Raw genomic sequence first — 21,688 nt, 5'->3', positions numbered from 1 at the left:
GGATATCTGCTTTGCTGGGAAAGATAGGCATCAACGGGGAGAATGTCATGGCCGAGCCCGAAAAGCTGATGGAAGATATCGAACGACTTGGCGGCAAGCTCGCACAGGCGCGCGCGTCGATCGACCGGCGTTTCATCGGGCAGGACCAGGTGGTGGAGCTGGTTTTGGCCGCGATGCTGTCTGGCGGGCATGCGCTTCTGGTGGGCCTGCCGGGCTTGGGCAAGACGCTTCTGGTCGAGACGCTGTCCACCGTGATGGGGCTGGGCTCGAACCGCATCCAGTTCACGCCCGACCTGATGCCCGCCGATATTCTGGGCTCCGAAGTTCTGGAAACCGCGCCCGATGGCAGCCGCGCGTTCCGCTTCCTCGAAGGTCCGGTCTTCTGCCAGCTGCTGATGGCCGACGAGATCAACCGCGCCTCGCCCCGGACCCAGTCCGCGCTCTTGCAGGCGATGCAGGAGCGCGAGGTCACCATCGCGGGCGAGCATCGCCCGCTTGGCCCGCCCTTCCACGTCCTCGCCACGCAGAACCCAATCGAGCAGGAGGGCACCTATCCGCTGCCCGAAGCCCAGCTCGACCGTTTCCTTGTGCAGATCGACGTCGACTACCCGGATCGCGAGACCGAGCGCTCGATCCTGCTGGCGACCACCGGCGTCGCGGCGGAGGGCGCGCATACCGTCTTCACCCCGGCCGAGCTGATCGAGGCGCAAGGGATCGTGCGGCAAATGCCAGTGGGCGAGAAGGTCGTCGATGCGATCCTCGATCTGGTGCGGCTATGCCGCCCGCGCGAGGCCGAGGCGCCCGATTTCATCCGCGATGCGCTGGCCTGGGGGCCGGGGCCGCGGGCCGCGCAGGCGCTGATGCTGACCGTGCGGGCACGTGCTCTGATCAATGGCCGCCTCGCGCCGACGCTGGACGACGTGCAGGCGATGGCCCGCCCGGTGCTGATCCACCGCATGGCGCTGAGCTTCGCGGCCCGCGCCCGAGGCGAGACGCTGGGCGATCTGATCGACCGCGCCGTGGCAGAGGTCACCGGGCCGCGCGCCGCCGGTGCCGCCGCTTGAGCGCAACCTCCGATACCGCAGCGCCGGGGCAGGCCCCCGCGCTGAGCCTGCGCCGCGAGGCGGAAGGGGCGGCCTCTGCGCTGCCCCCGCTGCTGGTCGCGGCAGAGCATCTGGCGGCGACCGTCCAGATGGGCGCGCATGGCCGCAGGCGCGCGGGATCGGGCGAGGAATTCTGGCAATACCGTCCCGCCCATGCGGGCGACGAGCTGCGCTTCGTCGATTGGCGGCGCTCGGCGCGCTCGGACAGCCAATATGTGCGCCAGCGGGAATGGCAGCTGGCGCAATCGGTCCATCTCTGGGTCGATGATGCGGCCTCGATGCGCTTCACCGGGGCCGAGAGCGGGCGCAATGCGCGCGCCACCAAATCAGAGCGCGCCCGTGTTCTGGGCCTCGCGCTTGCGGTGCTGATGGTGCGCGGCGGCGAGCGCGTCGGGCTGACCGGCCCGCTCGCGCCGCCACGTCCGGGCCGCGCGCAGCTGATGGAGCTTGCAGGCCTTCTGTCGCGCGAGGCGGGCGTGCAGGACTACGGCGCACCCGAAATTGCTGGCGTCACGCCGCAGTCGCGGGTGGTGCTCCTGTCGGATTTCTTCGGCGATCTCGGACCGATCGAAGCCGCGCTGGGCCGTCTGGCCGATCGCGGTGTGTCGGGCGTGATGATGCAGGTGCTCGACCCCGACGAAGAGGCCTTCCCCTATGATGGGCGCACGATCTTCCAGTCGATGACCGGCTCATTAATCCATGAGACCCGCAAGGCGGGCGATCTGCGCGCGCGTTATCTGGATCGGCTGGCTGCGCGGCGCGATCAGCTCGCCCGGCTGGCGCGCAGCGCGGGCTGGCAATTCTCGACCCATCACACGGGCGATCCGGCGCAGGCTGCGCTGCTGTGGCTTTATTCCGCGCTCGAGAGGGGGCGCTGATGTGGATGCTCGGCCCCATCGGCTTCACCGCGCCCTGGCTCTTGCTGGGGCTGGCTGCGTTGCCGATCATCTGGCTGATCCTGCGCGCGGTGCCGCCCGCGCCGATCCGCAGGCGCTTTCCGGGCGTCGCGCTGCTTTTGGGCCTCAAGGACGAGGAAGTGCAGGCCGCGCGCACGCCGTGGTGGCTGCTGGCGCTGCGTCTGCTGGCGCTGGCTGCGGCGATCATCGGCTTTGCCGGGCCGGTGCTGAATCCGCAGCGGGCCGTGCCCGGCACCGGGCCGCTCCTGATCGTGGCTGACGGTAGCTGGGCCTCCGCGCGCGACTGGCCGCGCCGGGTGGAGCGGATGACGTCGGCGCTGAAGGATGCGCAACAGGCGGGACGTCCGGCGGCAGTGATCTCGCTGACCGATCCGCCGCCCACGCAGGTGAGTTTCACGGATGCGGGCGCGCTGATCCAGTCGCTGCCCGGCATCCAGCCGCAGCCTTGGGCCCCGCAGAGCTTCGACGCCGCAAACCTGCCCGAGGGGAATTTCGAGACGCTCTGGCTGTCGGACGGCTTGGCCCGCGACAGCCGCGCCGGTGTTCTGAATGCGCTGGAAGCGCGCGGTCCGGTCAAGGTCTGGCAGCCGCAATTGCCGGTCTTGGCGCTGGGGGCGGCCCGGATCGAGGATGGCGCGCTCGTCGTGCCGGCGCTCGCCTCCTCCATCCCGCCCAGCCCGCGCGATGTCGCGGCCGTGGGGCGGGACCCGGCGGGGATCGAGCGGGAACTGGCCAGCCAGCCGCTGCAATTCACCGACAGCCGCGAGACCGAGCTGCGCTTCGATCTGCCGCCCGAGCTGCGCAACCGGATCAGCCGGATCGAGATCACTGGCATGCGCTCGGCAGGCGCAGTCAGCCTGACCGACGACGCGGTGAAGCGCCGCAAGGTCGCGATCCTGTCGGGCGCGCGCGACCGCGAGGGGCTGGAGCTGCTCTCGCCCACCCATTACCTGCATCAGGCGCTCGCCCCCACGGCGGACCTGATCGAGGGTACGCTCGCCGATGTGCTGACCGCCGATCCGGACGTGATCATCCTCGCCGATATGGCCGATCTGCCGGAGCAATCGAAACTGCACGACTGGGTCGAAAAGGGCGGGCTGCTGATCCGTTTCGCAGGGCCCCGCATGGCCAATGCCGATCTCGATGCCGATACGCTTCTGCCGGTGCAGCTGCGCGCGGGCGGCCGCTCGCTGGGCGGCACGATGAGCTGGGGCGATCCGCGCGCGCTGGCACCTTTCCCGGAGAACTCGCCCTTCGCCGGGCTGCAAGTGCCCGACGATGTGACCGTGAAGGCGCAGGTCATGGCCGAGCCCACGCCGGACCTCTCCGAGCACACCATTGCCGCGCTGACCGATGGCACGCCGCTCGTGACCCGCGCCAAGATGGGGCAGGGGGCGGTCGTGCTGTTCCATGTCACCGCGAATGCCGAATGGTCGACGCTGCCGCTGTCGCTTCTGTTCCCGCAGATGTTGGAGCGGCTCGCGGTCTCTGCCCGGCCCGCCGCGCCGGAAGAGGCTGATCTCGCGGGCCAGACCTGGGTACCGCAGAAGCTGCTCGACGGGTTCGGGCGGTTGCAGGACGCAGGCGCCGCCGCGGGGGTTCCGGGCGAGGAGCTGGCCAAGGCCGAGCCGGGGCCGAAACTGCGCCCGGGCATCTACACCGCTGAGGATCGCTCAGTCGCGCTGAACGCCCTGCCGCGCGGCGCGACGCTGTCCCCGGCAAGCTGGCCCGCCAATGTCCCGGTCGAAGGGGCCTTCGAGCAGCGCGAGATGCCGCTGAAAGGCTGGCTGCTGGCCGCGGCGCTGGCGGCGCTGCTGATCGATATCCTCGCGACGCTGGCGCTCTCGGGCAAGCTTTGGGGGCCGCGCGCGATGAAGGCCGCCGCTTTTGGAGCCGCCCTGATCCTCGCCAGCTTCGCGCCGCCGCAAGCCCATGCCGAGGATATGGATCCGGCGCGCGCAATCGAGGCTGCGTCCAACGTGGTTCTGGCCGCGATGCCCACCGGCGATGCCGAGGTGGACCGGGTGTCCATGGCGGGGCTGAAGGGGCTGTCGCAGGTCCTCAATCGCCGCACCACGGTCGAGCCCTCCGCGCCGATGATGGTCGACCTCGAGAACGACGATCTGGCCGTCTTCACCTTCATCTACTGGCCGATCACCGCAGATCAGCCTGCGCCGAGCCCGATGGAATATGCCAAGCTCAACCGCTACCTGCGCGGCGGCGGCATGATCCTGTTCGACACGCGCGACGCAGATATCGCGGGCTTCGGCGAGGCGACCCCCGCGGGCAAACGCCTGCAGGCGCTGGCCGCGCCCTTGGACATTCCGCCGCTCGCGCCGATCCCCGACGATCACGTGCTGACCCGCACTTTCTACCTGCTGCAGGATTTCCCCGGCCGCTATGACGGCACGATCTGGGTGGAGGCCCCGCCCGCCGATGCCGAACGCGCCGAGGGGATGCCGTTTCGCAACCTCAATGACGGGGTGACGCCGGTGGTGATCGGCGGCAATGACTGGGCCTCGGCCTGGGCCGTCGACGATCGCGGGATGCCGATGTTCCCGGTGGGCCGTGGCCGCACCGGCGAGCGTCAGCGCGAGATCGCGGATCGCTTCGGGGTGAACCTGATCATGCATGTGCTGACCGGTAATTATAAATCCGATCAGGTCCATGTACCTGCGCTTCTCGAAAGGCTGGGGCAATGAACGGGATGTCGATCATCTTCGCACCGCTTCTGCCGTGGCCTGTGATCGCGGGCGCAGGCGTGGTGGCTGTCGTGCTGCTGGCGCTGGCGCTGTGGCGCGGGCTGAAGGGCTGGGCGCTGCGGGCCTTGGCCGCGCTGGTGCTGCTGGCCGCCATCGCGCAGCCCTCCTTGCAGCGCGAACAGACCGCGCCGCTGTCCAATATCGTGCTGCTGATCGACGACCGTTCCTCGTCGCAGAAACTCTCGGATCGTGTCGCGCAGACCGATACCGCCCTGACGCGTCTGCAGGCGCAACTCGACGCGATGCCCAATGTGGAGACACGCCGGATCACCGTTCCAGACGGGGCCGACAATGCGGGCACCGAGCTGGGCTCGACCCTGGCCGAGGCGCTCGCCGCCGAGCCCCGCGCGCGGGTCGCGGGCGCGCTGATGGTCACCGACGGGCAGGCCCATGATGCGCAGCTCGCCCCCGATCTGCCCGCGCCGCTGCAGGTGCTGCTGACCGGCAAGCGCAGCGACTGGGATCGGCGTATCCTGATCGAGACCGCGCCGTCCTTCGGGATCATCGGCGAGGAGACCGATATCCGCCTCAAGGTCGAGGATATGGGCAACGTGCCCGAAAGCGCGGGCGGCACGGCCGATCTGACCATCTCGATCGATGGCAAGGATCCGAAAAGCTACACGGTGCGCACCGACCGCGATCTGGAACTGCCGCTGACGCTGACCCATGGCGGGCAGAACGTGGTGCAGTTCACGCTGTCGCCGACCGAGGGCGAGCTGACCGATCGCAACAACGTCGCCACCGTGCAGATCAACGGCGTGCGCGACCGGCTGCGGGTGCTCTTGGTCTCCGGCCAGCCCCATGCGGGCGAGCGGACATGGCGCAACCTTTTGAAATCGGACGCAGGCGTGGACCTCGTGCATTTCACAATCCTGCGCCCGCCCGAAAAGCAAGACGGTGTGCCGGTGACGGAACTGTCGCTCATCGCCTTCCCGACGCAGGAACTGTTCGTCGACAAGATCGACGAGTTCGACCTGATCATTTTCGACCGCTACGGCGCGCGGGGCATTCTGCCGTCCGCGTATTTCGACAATATCAAGGATTACGTCGAGCGCGGGGGCGCGATCCTCGTGGCCGCCGGTCCGGAATTCGCGACCGTCGAGAGCCTCTATCAGACCAGCCTTGGCGACATCATGCCCGCGCGCCCCACGGGTCGTGTGATGTCGGAAAGCTTCCTGCCGCGTCCGACCGATCTGGGGCTGCGCCATCCGGTGACCGCGGGACTGGAAGGGGCGCCCGCGCCCGCGGGCGAGCAGGATACGGCCGCCGAGAATGACGGCCCGCATTGGGGCCACTGGCTGCGCCAGATCGAACTGACGAACCCCACGGGCGAGGTCGTGATGTCCGGCGCCGAGGGCAAGCCGCTTCTGGTGCTCTCGCGCGAAGGCGAGGGGCGCGTGGCGCTGCTGGCCTCCGATCAGGCATGGCTCTGGGATCGCGGCTATGACGGCGGCGGGCCGCAGCTCGAATTGCTGCGCCGGATCGCGCATTGGGAGATGAAAGAGCCGGAACTCGAGGAAGAGGCGCTCTATGCCGAGATCGATCCCGGCGCGCTCTCGATGCGGATCATCCGCCGCACGATGGAAGACACCGCGCCGCCGGTGACCGTGACGCTACCCGATGGCTCGACGCAAGAGGTGCCGCTGACCGAGACAGCACCCGGCCGCTTCACCGCGCGTTGGACCGCGCCCGAGGCGGGGCTCTACCGCCTCAAGGACGGCGATCTCGAACGTGTCGTGGCGTTGGGGCCTGCAAGCCCGCGCGAGTTCGAGCAGACGATCGCCAGCGGCGATCCCCTCTCCGCCGTGGTCGAGGCGTCGAATGGCGGCGTGACGCGGCTCGAGGACGGGGTGCCCGCCATCCGCGAAGTTCGCGCGGGTCGCCCGACATCGGGGCGCGGCTGGATCGGCATCACGCCGCGCGGCGCGACCGCAACCACCGACATCCGGGTGCAGCCGCTGCTGCCCGCCTGGGCCTGGCTGATCCTGGCGGCCCTGCTGACCGTGGGCGCGTGGCTGATCGAAGGGCGCAACCGGCGCGGCGGCGACAAGGGCGGGCCGACTGCAGCGTGATCCCTGCGGGGATTGCCCGGACACCGCTTCGCGTGTAGCAGGTGTTAGCGGTATCGGAATGAGGAGGCCCCCGATGATCCTGAGTTGTGGCGAAGCCCTGATCGACATGCTCCCGCGCGAAAGCGCGCAAGGCGAGGCGGCCTTTGCGCCCTATCCGGGCGGTGCGGTGTTCAACACCGCGATTGCGCTGGGGCGATTGGGAGCGCGCTCGGGGTTTCTGTCGGGGCTGTCCGAAGACCTGTTCGGCCAGATGCTCATCCGCTCGCTCTCCGATAGCGGGGTGGATGCGGGGCTTGCAGTGCGCTCGGCCCGACCCACGACGCTCGCCTTCGTCACGCTCACCGACGGCCATGCGAGTTACGCTTTCTACGACGAGAACACCGCAGGCAGGATGCTGAAGATCGAGGACATGCCCGCGATCCCGGCAGAGGTGAAGGCGATGTTCTTCGGCGGCATCTCGCTGCCGGTCGAGCCCTGCGGTGCGGCCTATGAGGCGCTGATGCTGCGCGAGGCCGAGAGCCGCGTGACGATGATCGACCCGAATATCCGCCCCGGTTTCATCGGCGACGAGGCGGCCTATCGCGCGCGGCTGGAACGGATGTTCACTGTCGCCGATATCGTGAAGGTCTCGGACGAGGATCTGCGCTGGATCGAAGGACCGGGCACCATCGCCGATCTCGCGCGCGGGCTGCTCGCGAAAGGGCCGAAGCTGGTCTTCGTCACCGAAGGTGCGACCGGCGCGCATGGCTTCTCGAAACACTGCGAGGTCTTCGTGCCCGCGCGCAAAGTCGAGGTCATCGACACGGTCGGCGCAGGCGATACTTTCAACGCAGGCGTTCTGGCCGCGCTGGACCGTGCCGAGGCGCTCGACAAAGGCGCGCTCGCACGCGCCGAGGAAGGGCTGATCTCGGATTGCCTCAAACTGGGCGTCGCCGCCGCTGCGGTGGTCGTCAGCCGGGCAGGGGCCAACCCGCCCTGGGCGGACGAACTGGCATGAGGGCGCTGATCCAGCGGGTCTCCGAGGCCTCGGTCACCGTCGACGGCAATCGCATCTCCGAGATCGGGCCGGGCCTTCTGATCCTGTGCTGCGCGATGCAGGGCGATGACGAGAAAGTGGCCGAGAAGCTGGCCGAGCGGGTCTCGAAACTGCGCATCTTCAAGGACGAGGCGGGCAAGATGAACCGCGCGGTGGGTGACATTGGCGGTGCCTGTCTGGTGGTCAGCCAGTTCACGCTGGCGGCTGATACGTCGCGCGGCAACCGCCCCGGTTTCTCTGCGGCAGCCCCGCCCGAAGAGGGCGATCGGCTGTATCAGCATTTCGCCCGTCACCTCGAATCTCTGGGCCTGCCGGTTCAGACCGGGGAGTTTGGTGCGGATATGAAAGTGGCGCTCCTGAATGACGGACCGGTCACGATCTGGATGGACAGCGCCGACCGTCCCTGAGCGCCGCGTGGGCGGTCTTGCCCCCCTGAAAAACGCGGGCTATTGCAGGCCATGGCCAAGCTCTACTTCCATTATTCCACGATGAACGCGGGCAAGAGCACGATCCTCTTGCAAGCCTCCCACAACTATATCGAACGCGGGATGGAGACCTTCCTCGTGACCGCGCGGCTCGACAATCGCGCAGGCGACGGGCGCATCGCGAGCCGGATCGGCATCGGTGCGGAGGCGGCCTGTTTTTCCGAAGAGACCGACATGTTCGCGCTGATCGAGGCGCGGCTGGCGGATGGCCCCTGTGCCTGCATCTTCGTGGACGAGGCGCAGTTCCTGACCGAGACGCAGGTCTGGCAGATCGCCCGCGCGGTCGATGACCTGCGCGTGCCGGTGATGTGCTACGGGCTGCGGGTGGATTTTCAGGGCAAGCTGTTCCCCGGCTCGGCGGCGCTGCTGGCGCTGGCCGACGAGATGCGCGAAGTCCGTACGATCTGCCATTGCGGCAAGAAGGCCACGATGGTGGTGCGGATGGGCCCGGACGGACAGGCGCTGCGCGACGGCGATCAGGTGCAGATCGGCGGCAACGAGACCTATGTCAGCCTCTGCCGCCGCCACTGGCGCAAAGCGATGGGCGAGGCGTAAGCCTCAGATCTTCTCGAGAACGACCGAGCCCACCGAATAGCCCGCCCCGAAGGAACAGATCAGCCCGATCTCGCCCGGTTTGAAATCGTCGGAATATTTCGAAAACGCGATGATCGACCCGGCGGAGGACGTGTTGGCGTAATCCTGCAGGATATTGGGCTGCTCGCCCGGCTCGGGATCGCGGCCCAAGACTTTCTTGCCGACGAAGTCGTTCATCGTCTTGTTCGCCTGATGCAGCCAGAGGCGGTGCAGATCCTCGGGTTTCACCTCCGCGTCGGCGAGATGGCCGAGGATGTGCTGCGCGACCATCGGCATCACTTCCTTGAAGACCTTCCGGCCCTCCTGCATGAACTGCATGTCGCGGCGGTCGGCCACGCCATCGGGACGTGTGCGGCGCAGGAAGCCATTGTTATTGCGGATGTTGTTGGAAAACTCCGTCGCGCAGCGGGTGGAGCGGATCAGGAAGCCATGCGGCGCATCCTCGCGCCGTTCGATCAGCGTCGCGGTCGCCACATCGCCAAAGATGAAATGGCAGTCGCGGTCACGCCATTCGAGGTGGCCCGAGGTGATCTCGGGGTTCACGACCAGCGCGCGCCGCACGGAGCCGGTGCGGATCATGTCGGCGGCGGCCTGAATGCCGAAGGTGGCCGAGGAACAGGCGACGTTCATATCGAAAGCGAACCCGCCCGCGCCGAGAAGCTTCTGGATCTCGATGGCGACGGCGGGGTAGGCGCGCTCCATATTCGAGGCCGCGCAGATCACGAGGTCTATGTCCTCGCCTTTACGCCCGGCCTGCGCCAGCGCCTTGTTGCAGGCATCGAGCGCGATCTCGGCCATGATGCCCGGCTCGTCATCCGAGCGCTGGCGCAAGCGCGGATACATGCGCGTGGGGTCCAGCACGCCTTCCTTGTCCATCACGTAGCGCTGCTCGATCCCGGAGGCTTTCAGGATGAACTCGACCGAGCTATGCGGCTTGGCCTCGATCTCGCCCGCGGCGATGGCCTCTGCGTTCTCGGCGTTGAACAGATCGGCATAGGCGTTGAACGCCTCGACCAGTTCGGCATTCGTGATGACGTGTTCCGGCGTATAGACCCCGGTCCCGGTAATGACGGCTTGATGCATCGGATCCTCCTTGGCAGAGCCTCCCGCCAAGGAGGTGAAAGGTCAAGACGACACGCGATTGGGCGGCGTGTTGCCGTCACGAAAGGCGATGAGATTGTCGACCGCCATGTGGCCCATGTCGTCACGCACCTCAAGAGCGGCGGTGCCCAGATGCGGAAGCAACGTGACGTTATCCAGCGCGCGCAGAGCCTCGGGGACCTCCGGCTCGCGCTCATAGACGTCGAGGCCCGCGCCCGCGATCACGTTGCCCTGCATTGCGGCCACCAGTGCCGCCTCGTCGACGATATCGCCGCGCGCGATGTTGATCAGATGCGCATGCGGCTGCATCTTCGCGATCTCCGCCGCGCCGATCAGGTGATGCGTAGCCGGGCTTGCGGGCACCGCAATCACCACGAAATCGGAAGTTGCGAGCAGCTCGTCCTGGCTCAGATGCGTCGCGGGGAAGCCCGGATCGACGGGGGTGCGCTTGGTGTAGGCGACCTCCATGCCGAAGCCGAAATGGCAGCGTTTCGCAATCGCAGTGCCGATGCGGCCCAGACCGATGATGCCGACCTTCTTGCCCGAGACGTGCTGGCCAAGGAATTGCGTTGGCGTCCAGCCGGTCCAGTCGCCGCGCCGCACGAAGCGCTCGCCCGCCGAGGCACGTCGCGCGCTCATCAGGATCAGCATCATCGCGATATCGGCGGTCGCATCGGTCACCGCGCCCGGCGTGTTGGTCACCGTGATGCCCTTTGCCTCGGCGGCGGCCACGTCAATATGGTTATAGCCCACCCCGAAGTTGGCCACGATCCTCGCGCGGGGGCTACCCTCGAAGGCCGCTGCCGTCACCTTGTCGCCCAAGGTCACAAGAAGCGCATCGTATTCGGCCAGCGCCTGCCGCGCCTCGTCTTCGGTCATCGGCGCGGCCCCGTTGCGGAAGGTCACGTCGAATTCCTTCGCCACACGGGCCTCGACCTCGTCCGTCAGCTTGCGGGTTACGAGGAGCTTCATCAGAACATCCTCCCGCCGATAGGCACGTCCTTGTCGGGCGTCAGCAGCACGACCTCGCCTGCCTCGTCCGGCACGCCCAAAACCAGCGCCTCGGACATGAACGGCCCGATCTGGCGCGGCGGGAAGTTGACCACGCCGAAGACCAGCTTGCCGACAAGCTCCTCGGGCGCGTAATGCACCGTGATCTGGGCGGAGCTTTTCTTCACGCCGATCTCGGGGCCGTAATCGACCCAGAGCTTGATCGCGGGCTTGCGCGCCTCGGGGAAGGGCTCGGCCTCGGTGATCCGGCCACAGCGGATGTCGACCTTCATGAAGTCGTCGAAGGAGATGGTCATTTCCCCAGCTCCCGGTTGCGCGCGATATTCGCCGCGACCGCTTTGCGCATCAGGGGCGGCATGCCGGTCTCGGGGTCCATCAGAACCTCCAGCGCCGCTGCCGTCGTCCCGCCGGGAGAGGTCACGTTCTCGCGCAGCTTCGAGGGTGTCTCGTCGCTATCCTCGGCCAGTTGCCCCGCACCGCCCACGGTCGCCTTGGCGAGCCGCAGCGCCAGATCAGGGTCGAGCCCCTCGGCCTCGCCCGCCGCCGCCATCACCTCGATCAGGTGGAAGACATAGGCCGGGCCCGAGCCGGAGACGCCGATCACGGCGTTCATCTGTTCCTCATCGTCGAGCCGCACGACCTGACCCACGCCGGTCATCAGCGCATCCGCGGTGTCCAGATCGTCGTTGGTCGCGTTCGGATTGCCGACGATCGCGGTCACGCCGCGGCCGATCGCGGCAGGCGTGTTGGGCATCGCGCGCACGAGTCGGGCCTGCTTGCCCAGCATCTTCTCGTAGCCCTCGATGGTGATCCCGGCGGCGACGGTGACAAACAGCGTATCGCCCTCGGCCATGGCCGAGAGTTGCGGCAGCGCGTCGGCCATCATCTGCGGCTTCACCGCGACCAGAACGACAGCCGGATTCTCGGGCAGATCGGCGTTGAGATTCACGCCGGCCTCTTTCAGCCAGTCGGACGGATTCGGATCGACCACCCAGACCGAGGCTGCGGGCAGGCCGCCCTTCAACAGCCCCTGAAGGATCGCGCCGCCCATGCGTCCGCAGCCCAGAATGACGAGGCCGCGGTCGGAAATCTTGTCAAAGCTCATGCTTCCCCCTTTTGGTTCGGGGGGAGATTAGGCGCGCCCGTAGGCCTCCGCAATGGCCACCTGCATCGCGTCTTCGGGATCGCGCTCGCCCCAGGTCGCCAGCTGGAAGGCCGGGTAGAACCGCTCGGAGGAGACGACAGCCGCGCCGATCAGCCGGTCGATCTGCTCCGGCCCGGGCAGCTGCCCGCCCGAGAGCACCAGCCCGTGCCGCCAGACCATCAGCCGCTGATCGGGCCAGAAGGTGAAGGCGCCGGTCCAGACCCGGTCGTTGATGCGGTTGAGAAGCTCGTAAAGCGCGCCTTCGCGGGCCGGCGGCGGGTCCATCTCGAAGGTGCAGATCAGCCGCAGGGTTTCGTCCATCGGCGACCAGGCCAGCGTGATCGAATAGGTCCGCCACTGACCCTCGACCGCCATTGCGATCTGGTCATCGGTGACCCGGTCGAATTCCCATTCATGGGCTTCGGCCAGCGTCTCGACGATGTCGATCGGGTGGAGTTCCTCGGCGTACAGATAGTCTTCGCTCAGTGCCATGCTCGTATCCCCCTGCCTTTTTAGATGCCCGGGGTGCAGCTCCCCTAGGGCTTGTCGGCTTTACAAGGAACGGCGGTAGCAGCCGCCTGTCCCTACAAGATATCGTGTAGGCAGGTTGCTATTGTGTAAAGCAATTTCTGGTGGATAAGCCGGGTGGCCCCCACGAAATCTGGGGATAGTTCATCCACAATGCGGGGCGGATTGCGGATTGCTACACGCTAAGCATTTGAGATTGTTCGGAAACGCAAAGAGCGCCCGAAGAACGGGCGCTTTTTGAGGCGGTTTGGTGGAGCCTAGGGGGATCGAACCCCTGACCTCGTCATTGCGAACGACGCGCTCTCCCAGCTGAGCTAAGGCCCCGAACCGTGGCGTGGTATTTCGCGCAAGGCGCGGGCGTTGTCAAGCGGCCCGCCCGCGCCCCGCGCGAAATTTTCTGCCGATCCGCGTTATGCGGGCACCGAGATTTTCGACTTCACGAAATTCACCAGATCGCCTGCCGGGCGGGCGCCTGCGGCGCGGGCGACCTCGCGGCCCTTGGCGAACAGGATGAAGGCGGGAATGCCCTGAATCCGGTAGCGCTGAGTCGCGGTGGGGTTCACCTGCGTGCTGATCTTCGCCAGCCGCACATGCGGTGTCAGCTTCTCGGCGGCCATGTTGAACTGCGGCGCCATCGCCTTGCACGGGCCGCACCACGGCGCCCAGAAATCGACCAGCAGCGGCAGATCGTCCTTTTCGGCCTTGGCGAGCGTCTTGAAGTCGACTTCGGTCACCTTGTGCGAGACGAGCCAGCCGCCGCAGGTGCCGCATTTCGGGTTCGCGCCCAGCTTCTCGGCGGGAACGCGGTTGGCCTGCCCGCAATCGAGGCAGGTCACACGGTAGCTTTGAGAGGATTGGGTCATGTCACCCCTCCTTTACATTGGGTTGCAAGATATATCGGGAACCCACTTCGGCTTTGCAAGGAGACGACATGACGCGCTGGAAAGAGCTGAGCCCCGAACGCCAGATGGACCTTCGCGCCGCCTATGACATCGAGATGGCGCGGCAAACCAATACCTGTTCGCTCGACGAGAAGATCGCGCGCTTCGCCGAATGGCTCGCCCCGCAGGGCATCGCCTTCGGGATGGACGATCTCGCGAAAGGCTGACTCGCTCAGCGGCTCTTCAGGTAGAAGAGCGTTCCCCCGACGATCACCGCAGCGAGCACCGCCAGCGCGATCTTCCATGCCGACCACGGACGATCCCCGCGCACGCGGCCCGTCTGGGCGTTCACGACGAAGCGGTAGGAGCGGCCACGGAACTTGTAGGCGGCGGTCCAGATCGGCAGCAGGATATGCTTGAAGGTCTCGGCCGAGAACTGCGGGTCCATCGCGCCGATCCGCTGTTCGTCGCCGCCGATATCGCGGCGAATGTCGGTCTGGATGACGCGGATCATCTCGGCCTGGGCTGCGTGATGGCCCTCCTGCAGTTGCACGGTGTAGCCCTCGGCGGTGAAGCCCGCGAGATAGTCGCGCCGATAGGGTTCGAGCGCGGTCAGGTCCCACGGGCGCAGCGCCTGCACGTATTCGGGCGGCAGCGAGCGCGCGGCGTAGATCACCACATCGTCGAAATCGCGCGCCACCTGACCCGAGACCGGCGTCCAGCGGATGCGGCGGACCTGTTCGGTGCGCGGGCCTTTGTCGGTCTGCACGGTGCGGGTCTCGTAATAGGCATCGCCCCGCTGGCCGGAATAGCGCGTGCGGGTCGCGGCGTCGAAGGTCCAGAAGGGCGCGTAGATGCCGGTCATGCGCCGCCCCTTGCGGGCATATTGCGACAGCCCGTTGGGCGCGAACCAGAGCGAGCCGAGCCATTTCGAGAGCGCCGCGCGCGCTTGGTCCTCGGTCAGCTGGAAGGGCAGCACCCCTTGCGGCTTGATCAGCCGCGTCGTGCCGGTATCGACCACCACGGGCGTCGCGCAGAACGGACATTCGGTTGCGTGCTCACCGTTTTGTAGCTCGATCGAGGCGCCGCAATTGGGGCAGGAGACGGTGCGGTGCTCTTCCATCTCCTGCGCGGGCAATTCGCGGGTCAGCGCATCGTCGAGCGGCAATTCGCGCAAGCGCGCCTCTCCGCGCCCGGTGGCGGAGGGAATGTCCTGCACATGGCCGCAATGGTCGCAGACGAGTCGCGTCTGGCCCGGCGCAAACCGCAGATCGGCGCCGCAGCTTTCGCAGTGATAGTGGCTCTCGCCGCGTGGGTCGGCAGGGGCGGCAGCCGCGCTCCGCCCCACTTTCGGGAAACCCAGCATCGGATCAGCTCGCAGCAGGCGGGGGCGGCGGCGGCGCGATGGTGAAGAGCTGCGCCAGTTCGGTCACGTCCTCGGCGCGCATCCAGCCGTTCTGACCCGGCGTCCAGACGAGGCTGTCGCGGGTGAGCGAGCCTTCCGAGACCATCCGCCCCAGATGTCCGCGCCCGAAGGGCCCCTGCGTCTGGCCGTTGACCGCGAGATGCCAGACCTTCTCGACCGGCGGCGGGGGAGGGGGCGGCGGCGCGGCGGCAGCGGGTTGTTGGGCGATCTGCCCCCACGGCCCCATCTGCTGGCCCATTGCCATGCCCATCCCGGCGCCTATGCCCGCGCCCATCGCGGCGCCCATCCCGGCGGAGGCGCCCGAGCCCGGCTGGCCCATCGCCTCGGCGGCATTGTATTGCATGTATTTGTTCAGATCGCCCACGATCCCCATCGAGGTGCGCTTGTCGAGAACCGCCTCCACCGCTTCGGGCAGCGAGACGTTCTCGATGTAGAATTCGGGCAGCTCCAGCCCGTAATTCGCGATGGTGGGTGCGATCGCCTTGGTGATCAGCTTGCCCATGTCGGCGGTGTTCGCGGCCATGTCCAGGATCGGGATGCCCGAGCTGGCAATAGCGCGCGAGAACTCCTGCACGATCACGTTGCGCAGCTGGTAGCTGATCTCGTCCGAGGTAAATTCGCCATCGGTGCCGACGATCTCGGTCAGGAACTTGCCCGGATCGGTGACGCGCATCGAATAGGTGCCGAAAGCGCGGATGCGCACCGGGCCGAATTCCGGATCGCGCGCCATGACCGGGTTTTTCGTGCCCCATTTGAGGTCGTTGAACCGGGTGGTGTTGACGAAATAGATCTCGGACTGGAAGGGCGATTTGAACCCGTGATCCCAGTGCTGAAGCGTCGTCAGGATCGGCAGGTTGTTGGTCTCGAGCATATAGAGCCCGGGCCCGAAGATATCGGCCAGCTGCCCCTCATGGACGAAGATCGCGGCCTGCCCCTCGCGCACGGTCAGCTTCGCGCCGTATTTGATCGCGTGACCCTCGCGCTCGAACCGCCAGACCATCGTGTCGCGGGTGTCGTCGGTCCAGCCGATGACGTCGATGAATTCGCCGGAGAGGAAATCGAGAATGCCCATGGATGCGGTTCCTTCTTGGTTCTCAGCTTGCGCCGCCCAGCAATTCGGAGGCGATGGTGGTGACGATCGGGCGGGCCTCGCGTTCGGTCATGCCGGGCGTCAGGCGCGGGTCGTAAAGCATCTGCAGCAGCAACTCGTCATGCTTGGTCAGCAGCGAGAATTCCTCATCATCGTTGAAGATCGAGGGCCGCGCGCGCGGATAGTCATTGGCGAGACCCAGCCCCTGGGCCAGTTCCTCATGGATGCAGCTGGTGCGCAGTTCCGGCGGGTGCTCGCCCCGGATCACCGCGACCGCGTCGGTATAGATCGGACTGTCGCCCTGCGAGAAGGCGAAGACCACGCAATAGGTCGAGAGCGGCAGATTGGTGATCGCCTCGACCGAGCTGTCATCGATCCCCGGCACCAATTGGCGCAGGCGCGGACCGATCGCCCGGCGCTCGTCCTCGTTCAGGAACAGCACGTGGAAATTGCCGCCGCGGTTCACCACGCTGACCGGATGGCGCGAGGCGCGCGCAAGCTTGCCCGCATAGGCGCGCACTTCGGCGATATCCGAGGCGCGGTCGGCCTTGGGGATCGAGGCGCCGAAGTCGATATCCATCCGCACCGGCTTGTCCCAGCGCCGCAGGCGTGAGGGGGTCTGACGGGCGACGAACCCGCCGCCCTGCGCCGCGTATTCGTCGTAAAGCGCGATATGGATGAAGTCCTGCACCAGTTGCCGCTGGTTGAACGGCGCATCGCGCGGCGCGACATCGGTGCGCAACTGGCCGCGCGCCTCCATCTCGGCTGCGGTCTTGGCGAAATAGGCCGACATCTCCCGCGAGAGCGCGCTTTGCTTGGTGGTGTCCGAGCGATCGAGACCGGCCGGTGCGCTGGGCGGGCGCGCGGTCTTGTCCGGTGCAAGCGGCGAGCCGCCCAAGCCCGGCGCGCAGGCCGAAAGGGCCAGCGCCGCCAGCCCTGCAAGAACCGGAAAGGCCGCACGCATCCGTGTCATCCCGCAGCCCCGCCAGCCTGTGCGGAGGATTTCGCCGCCGACAGGGTGTCGCGCAGCTTGTCTTCCATCTCCACCAGATCATGCTCTGCTGCGGCGCGCTTGCGCTTGCCCTCATCCGCGATGCGCAGGGAGTCCTCGATCGTGGCGACCAGATCGGCATTCGCCGCCTTCACCGCCTCGATGTCGAAGACGCCGCGCTCCATCTCGGTGCGGATCTCGGCATTGGCTTCGCGCAGATTCTTGGCATTCGATTTCAGAAGCTCGTTGGTCAGATCATTGGCCTCGCGCACAGCGCCTGCCGCCTCGCGCGAGCGTTGGATCGTGACCGCCTGCGCCAGCTGGGTCTCCCACAGCGGCACGGTGTTCACCAGCGTCGAGTTGATCTTGGTCACAAGGCTCTTGTCGTTCTCCTGAACCAGCCGGATCGAGGGCAGCGACTGCATCGTCACCTGACGGGTCAGTTTCAGATCATGCACCCGGCGCTCCAGATCGTCACGGGCTGCGCGCAGATCGCGGATTTCCTGCGCCTTGAGCACTTTCTGATCCTCGGACGCGGCTTCCATCGCCGCCTCTTTCGCAGGGATTTCCTCGCGGTCGAGCTGGGCCAGCTTTTCCTCGCCCGCCGCGATATAGAGCGCGAGTTCGTCATAGAAATGCAGCGTCTTGTCGTAGAGCATGTCGAGCGATTTGATGTCCTTGAGCAGCTTGTGCTCGTGGCTCAGCAACTCGTCGGTGACGCGGTCGATCTGGCCCTGCACCTCTTCGAACCGGGCGATGAAGTTGCCAAACGGCGCGGCGCGGCCCAGCAGCTTTTCCCACCAGCTCCGCTTGCGGCGCACGTCGAGCTCCGAGACCGAGAACCCGCGGATCGTGGTGACGATCTGGCGCAGGCTGTCCCCGGCGGGGCCGACATCCTTGTTCTTGACGCCCGAGAGCATCTCCTGGCTGATCGATTGTAGATCGACCTGCGCGCGCGAGCCGAACTGCACAATCGAATTCGAGTCGCCCATGTCCAGCTCGGCCATGCGCTTGCGGATTTCCTCGGCGGTCTCGGGCGGGGCCTGATCGAGCGGCGTCACCGCCTCTGCCGGGCCCGGCTCGGGCAGCAGCGAACCGCTGACACCTTCCACTTCGGTCATCAGCTCGGTTGCCTTTTGGCGGGTCGTCTCGGTCATCTCAGGGCCTCCTTGCGCCTGTCGGGGCAGTTCCCGGTGTCACTTGTCACGTCACGCTTCGTCAATTCTCGCGGGTCGTCGGCACGACCCCTTCGCGCGCCAGCCGGTCGCGCAGCACGTCGATCTCGATCTCCAGCCCCTCGCGGCCATCTTCCAGCATCTTGCGGGTGCGGGCGGTGAAATTCGCCTCCAGATCATCGAGCAGCGCCGCGTAATCGTCGCGTGCCTTGTGATCGCGTGTGTTGCGCCACAGATCGGCGAACTTGATCGTCGCGTCGCGCGCGCCCTCCAGATAAACGGTCATGTAGCGCCGCGCCTGCGCCAGATCGCCGGGATCTTCCTCGACCGCCCGGAACAGATCGCGCGCGGTGGTCGCGAATTGCTCGACGCGGGTGATCAACACTCGCTCGCCCGAGGGGGTGATCGCCCTGCGCATCTCGGTCAGATAGGCCTCGCCTTCCTTGACCACGCGGGCCACGCGCTCTTGCTGAAACTCGTCTACGCCGTCCATCCCCTTGTCTTTCAGCGGGTCGAGACCGAAGGCCACAAGCGAGACCACCGTGCCGATAGCCCCGATCCCGGCCGCGCCGATCACGCCAAGTTCGGGGGCCTGCGCACCCAGTGCAAGCCCCAGACCATAGGCGACGGAGCCCAGAATTTTCCGCGGAAAGGCCGGGCGCTTGGCCGAACTGCGCGCCACATAGGCGAACTCGGCCCGCAGGCCCTCGCGGATCGTCCAGGCGGCGCCTGCGATCAGCGCGAAGGCGCCAAGCGCGCGGGCCAGTGCAAATGGGCCTTCGCCGAAGGCGCCCAGCAGGAAGGGCAGCGCGGCGGCCACGATCCAGAACGGACGGCCTTCTTCGGGGTGGCGGGCATCGGGACGACGATGGGGCGGCACGCTGCGGGGATCGCGCAGGTCGGGCCCGCTGGTCGGGCCTTGGGGCGAGTATTTTCCGCCATAGCGTTGAGCCATCACACGCTCCCGGTGAGCGCGACCGACAGCGTCAGCGCGATCATCAGCCAGAAAGCGATTCTCTTTTGCGCCTCGCGCGACATCGCCAGCCCCTGCCATCGGACGCGAATTTCGACGTCCTCAGGGGAATTTATAAGCAGGCTGGCGGGTCTATGCCAGAGAGACGGTGTGAAATTCGCGTAAACTCGCCGAGGAAAAAGAAGAGGGGAAAACCACAGCGGTTTTCCCCTCTCTCAAAGCGCGTTTTCGCCGGTCAGTCGCGATTGCCACCGAAGGGCTTGCCACCGGGTTTCCCGCCCGGTTTGCCCGAATGCGACTTGAAGCCGCCGGAGCGTGCGGGCCGGTCGCCGCGCGCGTCGCCGTGGGACTTGAACCCGCCCGAGCGCGGCTTGCCGCCCGGCTTTCCGCCATGCGATTTGAAGCCGCCCGAACGGGGCTTGTCGCCACCACGGTCGTCACGGCCACCTTCGTCGCGGTCGCGGTCGCGGTTGAAGCTGGGCTTGTCGCCGCGCGGCCCACGATCCGGACGGTCGCCGCGATCTTTCGAGAAACGCGGGCCACGATCGCCGCGCTCACCCTCATCGCGATGCGATTTGAACCCACCGGTGCGCGGCTTGCGCGGCCCGTCGCGGAACGGGCGATCCTCGCGGCCGCCCTCTTCGCGGTCCTTGCGGAAACGCGGTTTGTCGTCGCGACCGCCCTCGTCGCGGTCGCGGTTGAAGCGCGGCTTGTCGCCACGCGGCCCGCGATCCGGGCGCTCGCCCCGGTCCTTCGAGAAGCGCGGGCCACGATCGCCGCGCTCGCCCCGATCACCGCGCTCGCCCTCGTCACGATGCGATTTGAAGCCGCCCGTGCGCGGCTTGCGCGGACGATCCTCACGACCGCCTTCGTCGCGATCCTTGCGGAAGCGCGGCTTGTCCTCACGGCCGCCCTCATCGCGATCGCGCTTGAAACGCGGCTTGTCGCCCCGATCCTTGCGCTCGCCGCGCTCAGGGCGATCCCCACGCTCCTTGCGCTCGGGCTTCGCCTCGCCGCCTGCGGGCTTGTCGTCGAGCAACCCGCCCAACTGGTCGCGCAGCATCCGGCGCTTCACTTCCATCACGTCGCCCGCCTTCATATCGATCAGGCGGAACGGGCCGTAGCTGATCCGGATCAGGCGGTTCACCTGGAAGCCGATCTCGGTCATCGCGCGACGGATTTCGCGGTTGCGGCCTTCGCGGATGCCCACGGTCAGCCACGCATTCGCGCCTTGCTGACGGTCGAGCGAGACCTCCATCGGCAGGAATTCCTCGCCCTCGATGGTGATGCCCTGACGCAGCGGCTCGAAAGACTGCTCGGTCGGGCGGCCATTCACGCGCACGCGGTATTTGCGCAGCCAACCGGTCTCGGGCAGCTCCAGACGGCGCTTCAACCCGCCATCATTGGTCAAGAGCAGCAGGCCTTCGGAGTTGATGTCGAGGCGGCCCACGTTCAGCACGCGCGGCATGCCTTCGGGCATCTCGTCGAAGATCGTGCGGCGGCCCTGTTCGTCTTTCTCGGTCGTGACCAGACCCAGCGGCTTGTAATAGAGCCAAAGCCGCGTTTCCTGCGGCGCGTCGATCGGCTTGCCGTCGATGGTGATCTTGTCGGACGCCGCCACGTCGAGCGCGGGCGAGGCGATCTGCTTGCCGTTCACCGCGACCTTGCCGGCGAGGATCATCTTCTCGGCGTCACGACGCGAAGCCACGCCGGAGCGCGCGATCACCTTGGCGATGCGCTCTTTCGCGCCGGATTTGTCGGCGGATTTCGAAACGGAATTTTCGGGGGAGTTGTCGGGAGTGTCGGTCATGTCCGGTTCCTTCTAGGGGAGGGGGCGCGCGAGTCGCTCGGGCGCGAAAGATGGCGATCTACACCTTTCTGCTGCGCGTGGGAAGCGTCTTGATAAGCGCGGATTTGCAAGCGATGAAGAGCCATGGAATTCCGGTCTTTCATGCAACAGGCGCTCGCAGAGGCGCGCGAGGCGGCCAAGCGCGGCGAGGTGCCCGTGGGCGCAGTCGTCGTCTCTCCTGACGGTAGGGTGGTGGCCGCCGCTGGCAACCGCACCCGCGAGCTGGGCGATCCGACCGCCCATGCGGAGATCCTCGCGATGCGCGAGGCCTGTGCGCAGATCGGCTCGGAGCGGCTTCCGGGCTATGACTTCTACGTCACGCTCGAGCCCTGCCCGATGTGCGCCTCGGCGATCTCTCAGGCCCGGATCTCGCGGCTTTATTACGGCGCGGCCGATCCGAAATCGGGCGGCGTCGCGCAGGGGCCGCGCGTCTTCTCGCATCCGCAAAGCCACCACGTGCCGGAAATCTACGACGGTATCGGGGCGGCGGAGGCCGAGGCGCTTTTGAAGGATTTCTTCGCCGCGCGCCGCTGAGCGACGCCCGTCTGGA

21 protein-coding genes and 1 tRNA gene are annotated in these 21,688 nt (G+C 67.0%); 9 read left to right on the top strand and 13 right to left on the bottom strand.

What is annotated here, in order from left to right; genetic code table 11:
* Positions 1-47: 47 nt before the first annotated feature.
* The 7 genes from BMI87_RS03215 to BMI87_RS03185 all read left to right on the top strand — a co-directional run bounded on the left by BMI87_RS03215 (position 48) and on the right by BMI87_RS03185 (position 8,930).
* Entirely contained in the window at positions 48-1,064 is a 1,017-nt protein-coding gene (locus BMI87_RS03215; RefSeq protein ID WP_078519704.1) for a MoxR family ATPase, read from the top strand.
* Positions 1,061-1,981 carry a DUF58 domain-containing protein gene (locus BMI87_RS03210; RefSeq protein ID WP_246832633.1) on the top strand — a complete coding sequence of 307 codons (921 nt, stop codon included), beginning with the start codon at positions 1,061-1,063 and terminating at the stop codon, positions 1,979-1,981. The genes BMI87_RS03215 and BMI87_RS03210 overlap by 4 nt, the downstream gene beginning before the upstream one ends.
* A complete protein-coding gene (locus tag BMI87_RS03205) occupies positions 1,981-4,722 on the top strand; it encodes a DUF4159 domain-containing protein (protein WP_078519703.1) in 2,742 nt (913 codons plus the stop codon). Before BMI87_RS03210 ends, BMI87_RS03205 begins: the two co-directional genes overlap by 1 nt.
* Positions 4,719-6,854, top strand: a complete 2,136-nt coding sequence (locus BMI87_RS03200) for a hypothetical protein (protein WP_078519702.1) — start codon at positions 4,719-4,721, stop codon at positions 6,852-6,854. The genes BMI87_RS03205 and BMI87_RS03200 overlap by 4 nt, the downstream gene beginning before the upstream one ends.
* 73 nt (positions 6,855-6,927) lie before the next feature.
* Positions 6,928-7,851 carry a carbohydrate kinase gene (locus BMI87_RS03195; RefSeq protein WP_078519701.1) on the top strand — a complete coding sequence of 308 codons (924 nt, stop codon included), beginning with the start codon at positions 6,928-6,930 and terminating at the stop codon, positions 7,849-7,851.
* A complete protein-coding gene (gene dtd / locus BMI87_RS03190; RefSeq protein WP_078519700.1) occupies positions 7,848-8,297 on the top strand; it encodes a D-aminoacyl-tRNA deacylase in 450 nt (149 codons plus the stop codon). Before BMI87_RS03195 ends, dtd begins: the two co-directional genes overlap by 4 nt.
* Before the next feature lie 51 nt (positions 8,298-8,348).
* Positions 8,349-8,930, top strand: coding sequence for a thymidine kinase (locus BMI87_RS03185; protein ID WP_078519699.1), 582 nt, complete (start codon positions 8,349-8,351; stop codon positions 8,928-8,930).
* Positions 8,931-8,933: 3 nt separating this feature from the next.
* On the opposite strand, the gene BMI87_RS03180 is transcribed toward BMI87_RS03185, so the two are convergent.
* The 7 genes from BMI87_RS03180 to BMI87_RS03150 all read right to left on the bottom strand — a co-directional run bounded on the left by BMI87_RS03180 (position 8,934) and on the right by BMI87_RS03150 (position 13,616).
* Positions 8,934-10,052, bottom strand: a complete 1,119-nt coding sequence (locus BMI87_RS03180; protein ID WP_078519698.1) for a beta-ketoacyl-ACP synthase III — start codon at positions 10,050-10,052, stop codon at positions 8,934-8,936.
* A 42-nt stretch (positions 10,053-10,094) separates the two neighbouring features.
* The gene (locus tag BMI87_RS03175; RefSeq protein WP_078519697.1) at positions 10,095-11,042 is read right to left on the bottom strand and encodes a D-glycerate dehydrogenase; all 948 of its coding nucleotides are present in this window, start codon (positions 11,040-11,042) and stop codon (positions 10,095-10,097) included.
* Positions 11,042-11,377 carry a tRNA-binding protein gene (locus BMI87_RS03170; protein WP_078519696.1) on the bottom strand — a complete coding sequence of 112 codons (336 nt, stop codon included), beginning with the start codon at positions 11,375-11,377 and terminating at the stop codon, positions 11,042-11,044. The genes BMI87_RS03175 and BMI87_RS03170 overlap by 1 nt, the downstream gene beginning before the upstream one ends.
* Positions 11,374-12,186, bottom strand: coding sequence for a pyrroline-5-carboxylate reductase (proC, locus tag BMI87_RS03165; RefSeq protein ID WP_078519695.1), 813 nt, complete (start codon positions 12,184-12,186; stop codon positions 11,374-11,376). The genes BMI87_RS03170 and proC overlap by 4 nt, the downstream gene beginning before the upstream one ends.
* 27 nt (positions 12,187-12,213) lie before the next feature.
* A complete protein-coding gene (locus BMI87_RS03160; RefSeq protein ID WP_078519694.1) occupies positions 12,214-12,717 on the bottom strand; it encodes a YbjN domain-containing protein in 504 nt (167 codons plus the stop codon).
* A 284-nt stretch (positions 12,718-13,001) separates the two neighbouring features.
* A tRNA-Ala gene (locus BMI87_RS03155) sits at positions 13,002-13,077 on the bottom strand.
* 86 nt (positions 13,078-13,163) lie between these two features.
* A complete protein-coding gene (locus BMI87_RS03150; protein WP_078519693.1) occupies positions 13,164-13,616 on the bottom strand; it encodes a thioredoxin domain-containing protein in 453 nt (150 codons plus the stop codon).
* Positions 13,617-13,684: 68 nt separating this feature from the next.
* Here BMI87_RS03150 and BMI87_RS22450 point away from each other — a divergent pair, with 68 nt between their 5' ends.
* Complete coding sequence (locus BMI87_RS22450; RefSeq protein WP_158522074.1) at positions 13,685-13,861, top strand: hypothetical protein; 177 nt, start codon at positions 13,685-13,687, stop codon at positions 13,859-13,861.
* A 5-nt stretch (positions 13,862-13,866) separates the two neighbouring features.
* Here the strand turns inward: BMI87_RS22450 and BMI87_RS03145 are convergent, their stop codons facing one another.
* The 6 genes from BMI87_RS03145 to BMI87_RS03120 form a co-directional block, all read right to left on the bottom strand.
* On the bottom strand, positions 13,867-15,000 hold the full coding sequence (locus BMI87_RS03145) for a zinc ribbon domain-containing protein (protein WP_246832632.1): 1,134 nt from the start codon (positions 14,998-15,000) through the stop codon (positions 13,867-13,869).
* Between the two features lie 4 nt (positions 15,001-15,004).
* Complete coding sequence (locus BMI87_RS03140) at positions 15,005-16,132, bottom strand: SPFH domain-containing protein (RefSeq protein WP_078519692.1); 1,128 nt, start codon at positions 16,130-16,132, stop codon at positions 15,005-15,007.
* A gap of 22 nt (positions 16,133-16,154) precedes the next feature.
* Complete coding sequence (locus BMI87_RS03135; protein ID WP_078519691.1) at positions 16,155-17,123, bottom strand: DUF2927 domain-containing protein; 969 nt, start codon at positions 17,121-17,123, stop codon at positions 16,155-16,157.
* Positions 17,120-18,298, bottom strand: coding sequence for a toxic anion resistance protein (locus BMI87_RS03130; protein ID WP_078519690.1), 1,179 nt, complete (start codon positions 18,296-18,298; stop codon positions 17,120-17,122). The genes BMI87_RS03135 and BMI87_RS03130 overlap by 4 nt, the downstream gene beginning before the upstream one ends.
* Before the next feature lie 61 nt (positions 18,299-18,359).
* The gene (locus tag BMI87_RS03125) at positions 18,360-19,271 is read right to left on the bottom strand and encodes a 5-bromo-4-chloroindolyl phosphate hydrolysis family protein (protein WP_078519689.1); all 912 of its coding nucleotides are present in this window, start codon (positions 19,269-19,271) and stop codon (positions 18,360-18,362) included.
* Positions 19,272-19,524: 253 nt separating this feature from the next.
* Positions 19,525-21,099: a pseudouridine synthase gene (locus tag BMI87_RS03120; RefSeq protein WP_078519688.1), complete on the bottom strand. Its 1,575-nt coding sequence runs from the start codon at positions 21,097-21,099 to the stop codon at positions 19,525-19,527.
* Positions 21,100-21,222: 123 nt separating this feature from the next.
* Here BMI87_RS03120 and BMI87_RS03115 point away from each other — a divergent pair, with 123 nt between their 5' ends.
* The gene (locus BMI87_RS03115) at positions 21,223-21,672 is read left to right on the top strand and encodes a nucleoside deaminase (protein ID WP_078519687.1); all 450 of its coding nucleotides are present in this window, start codon (positions 21,223-21,225) and stop codon (positions 21,670-21,672) included.
* Positions 21,673-21,688 lie beyond the last annotated feature (16 nt).

Source organism: Thioclava sp. F28-4 (genome assembly GCF_002020045.1).
In the GTDB taxonomy this organism is placed as follows: Bacteria; Pseudomonadota; Alphaproteobacteria; order Rhodobacterales; family Rhodobacteraceae; genus Thioclava; species Thioclava sediminum.
This window is presented reverse-complemented; position numbering and strand designations above follow the sequence as displayed.

Coding starts and splice junctions, on each gene's coding strand:
- BMI87_RS03125 (WP_078519689.1), bottom strand. CDS start 19,271: ATGGCTCAACGCTATGGCGGAAAATACTCGCCCCAAGGCCCGACCAGC.
- dtd (WP_078519700.1), top strand. CDS start 7,848: ATGAGGGCGCTGATCCAGCGGGTCTCCGAGGCCTCGGTCACCGTCGAC.
- BMI87_RS03195 (WP_078519701.1), top strand. CDS start 6,928: ATGATCCTGAGTTGTGGCGAAGCCCTGATCGACATGCTCCCGCGCGAA.
- BMI87_RS03175 (WP_078519697.1), bottom strand. CDS start 11,042: ATGAAGCTCCTCGTAACCCGCAAGCTGACGGACGAGGTCGAGGCCCGT.
- BMI87_RS03185 (WP_078519699.1), top strand. CDS start 8,349: ATGGCCAAGCTCTACTTCCATTATTCCACGATGAACGCGGGCAAGAGC.
- BMI87_RS03160 (WP_078519694.1), bottom strand. CDS start 12,717: ATGGCACTGAGCGAAGACTATCTGTACGCCGAGGAACTCCACCCGATC.
- BMI87_RS03215 (WP_078519704.1), top strand. CDS start 48: ATGGCCGAGCCCGAAAAGCTGATGGAAGATATCGAACGACTTGGCGGC.
- BMI87_RS03145 (WP_246832632.1), bottom strand. CDS start 15,000: ATGCTGGGTTTCCCGAAAGTGGGGCGGAGCGCGGCTGCCGCCCCTGCC.
- BMI87_RS03200 (WP_078519702.1), top strand. CDS start 4,719: ATGAACGGGATGTCGATCATCTTCGCACCGCTTCTGCCGTGGCCTGTG.
- BMI87_RS03170 (WP_078519696.1), bottom strand. CDS start 11,377: ATGACCATCTCCTTCGACGACTTCATGAAGGTCGACATCCGCTGTGGC.
- proC (WP_078519695.1), bottom strand. CDS start 12,186: ATGAGCTTTGACAAGATTTCCGACCGCGGCCTCGTCATTCTGGGCTGC.
- BMI87_RS03140 (WP_078519692.1), bottom strand. CDS start 16,132: ATGGGCATTCTCGATTTCCTCTCCGGCGAATTCATCGACGTCATCGGC.
- BMI87_RS03130 (WP_078519690.1), bottom strand. CDS start 18,298: ATGACCGAGACGACCCGCCAAAAGGCAACCGAGCTGATGACCGAAGTG.
- BMI87_RS03135 (WP_078519691.1), bottom strand. CDS start 17,123: ATGACACGGATGCGTGCGGCCTTTCCGGTTCTTGCAGGGCTGGCGGCG.
- BMI87_RS03205 (WP_078519703.1), top strand. CDS start 1,981: ATGTGGATGCTCGGCCCCATCGGCTTCACCGCGCCCTGGCTCTTGCTG.
- BMI87_RS03180 (WP_078519698.1), bottom strand. CDS start 10,052: ATGCATCAAGCCGTCATTACCGGGACCGGGGTCTATACGCCGGAACAC.
- BMI87_RS03120 (WP_078519688.1), bottom strand. CDS start 21,099: ATGACCGACACTCCCGACAACTCCCCCGAAAATTCCGTTTCGAAATCC.
- BMI87_RS03150 (WP_078519693.1), bottom strand. CDS start 13,616: ATGACCCAATCCTCTCAAAGCTACCGTGTGACCTGCCTCGATTGCGGG.
- BMI87_RS03115 (WP_078519687.1), top strand. CDS start 21,223: ATGGAATTCCGGTCTTTCATGCAACAGGCGCTCGCAGAGGCGCGCGAG.
- BMI87_RS22450 (WP_158522074.1), top strand. CDS start 13,685: ATGACGCGCTGGAAAGAGCTGAGCCCCGAACGCCAGATGGACCTTCGC.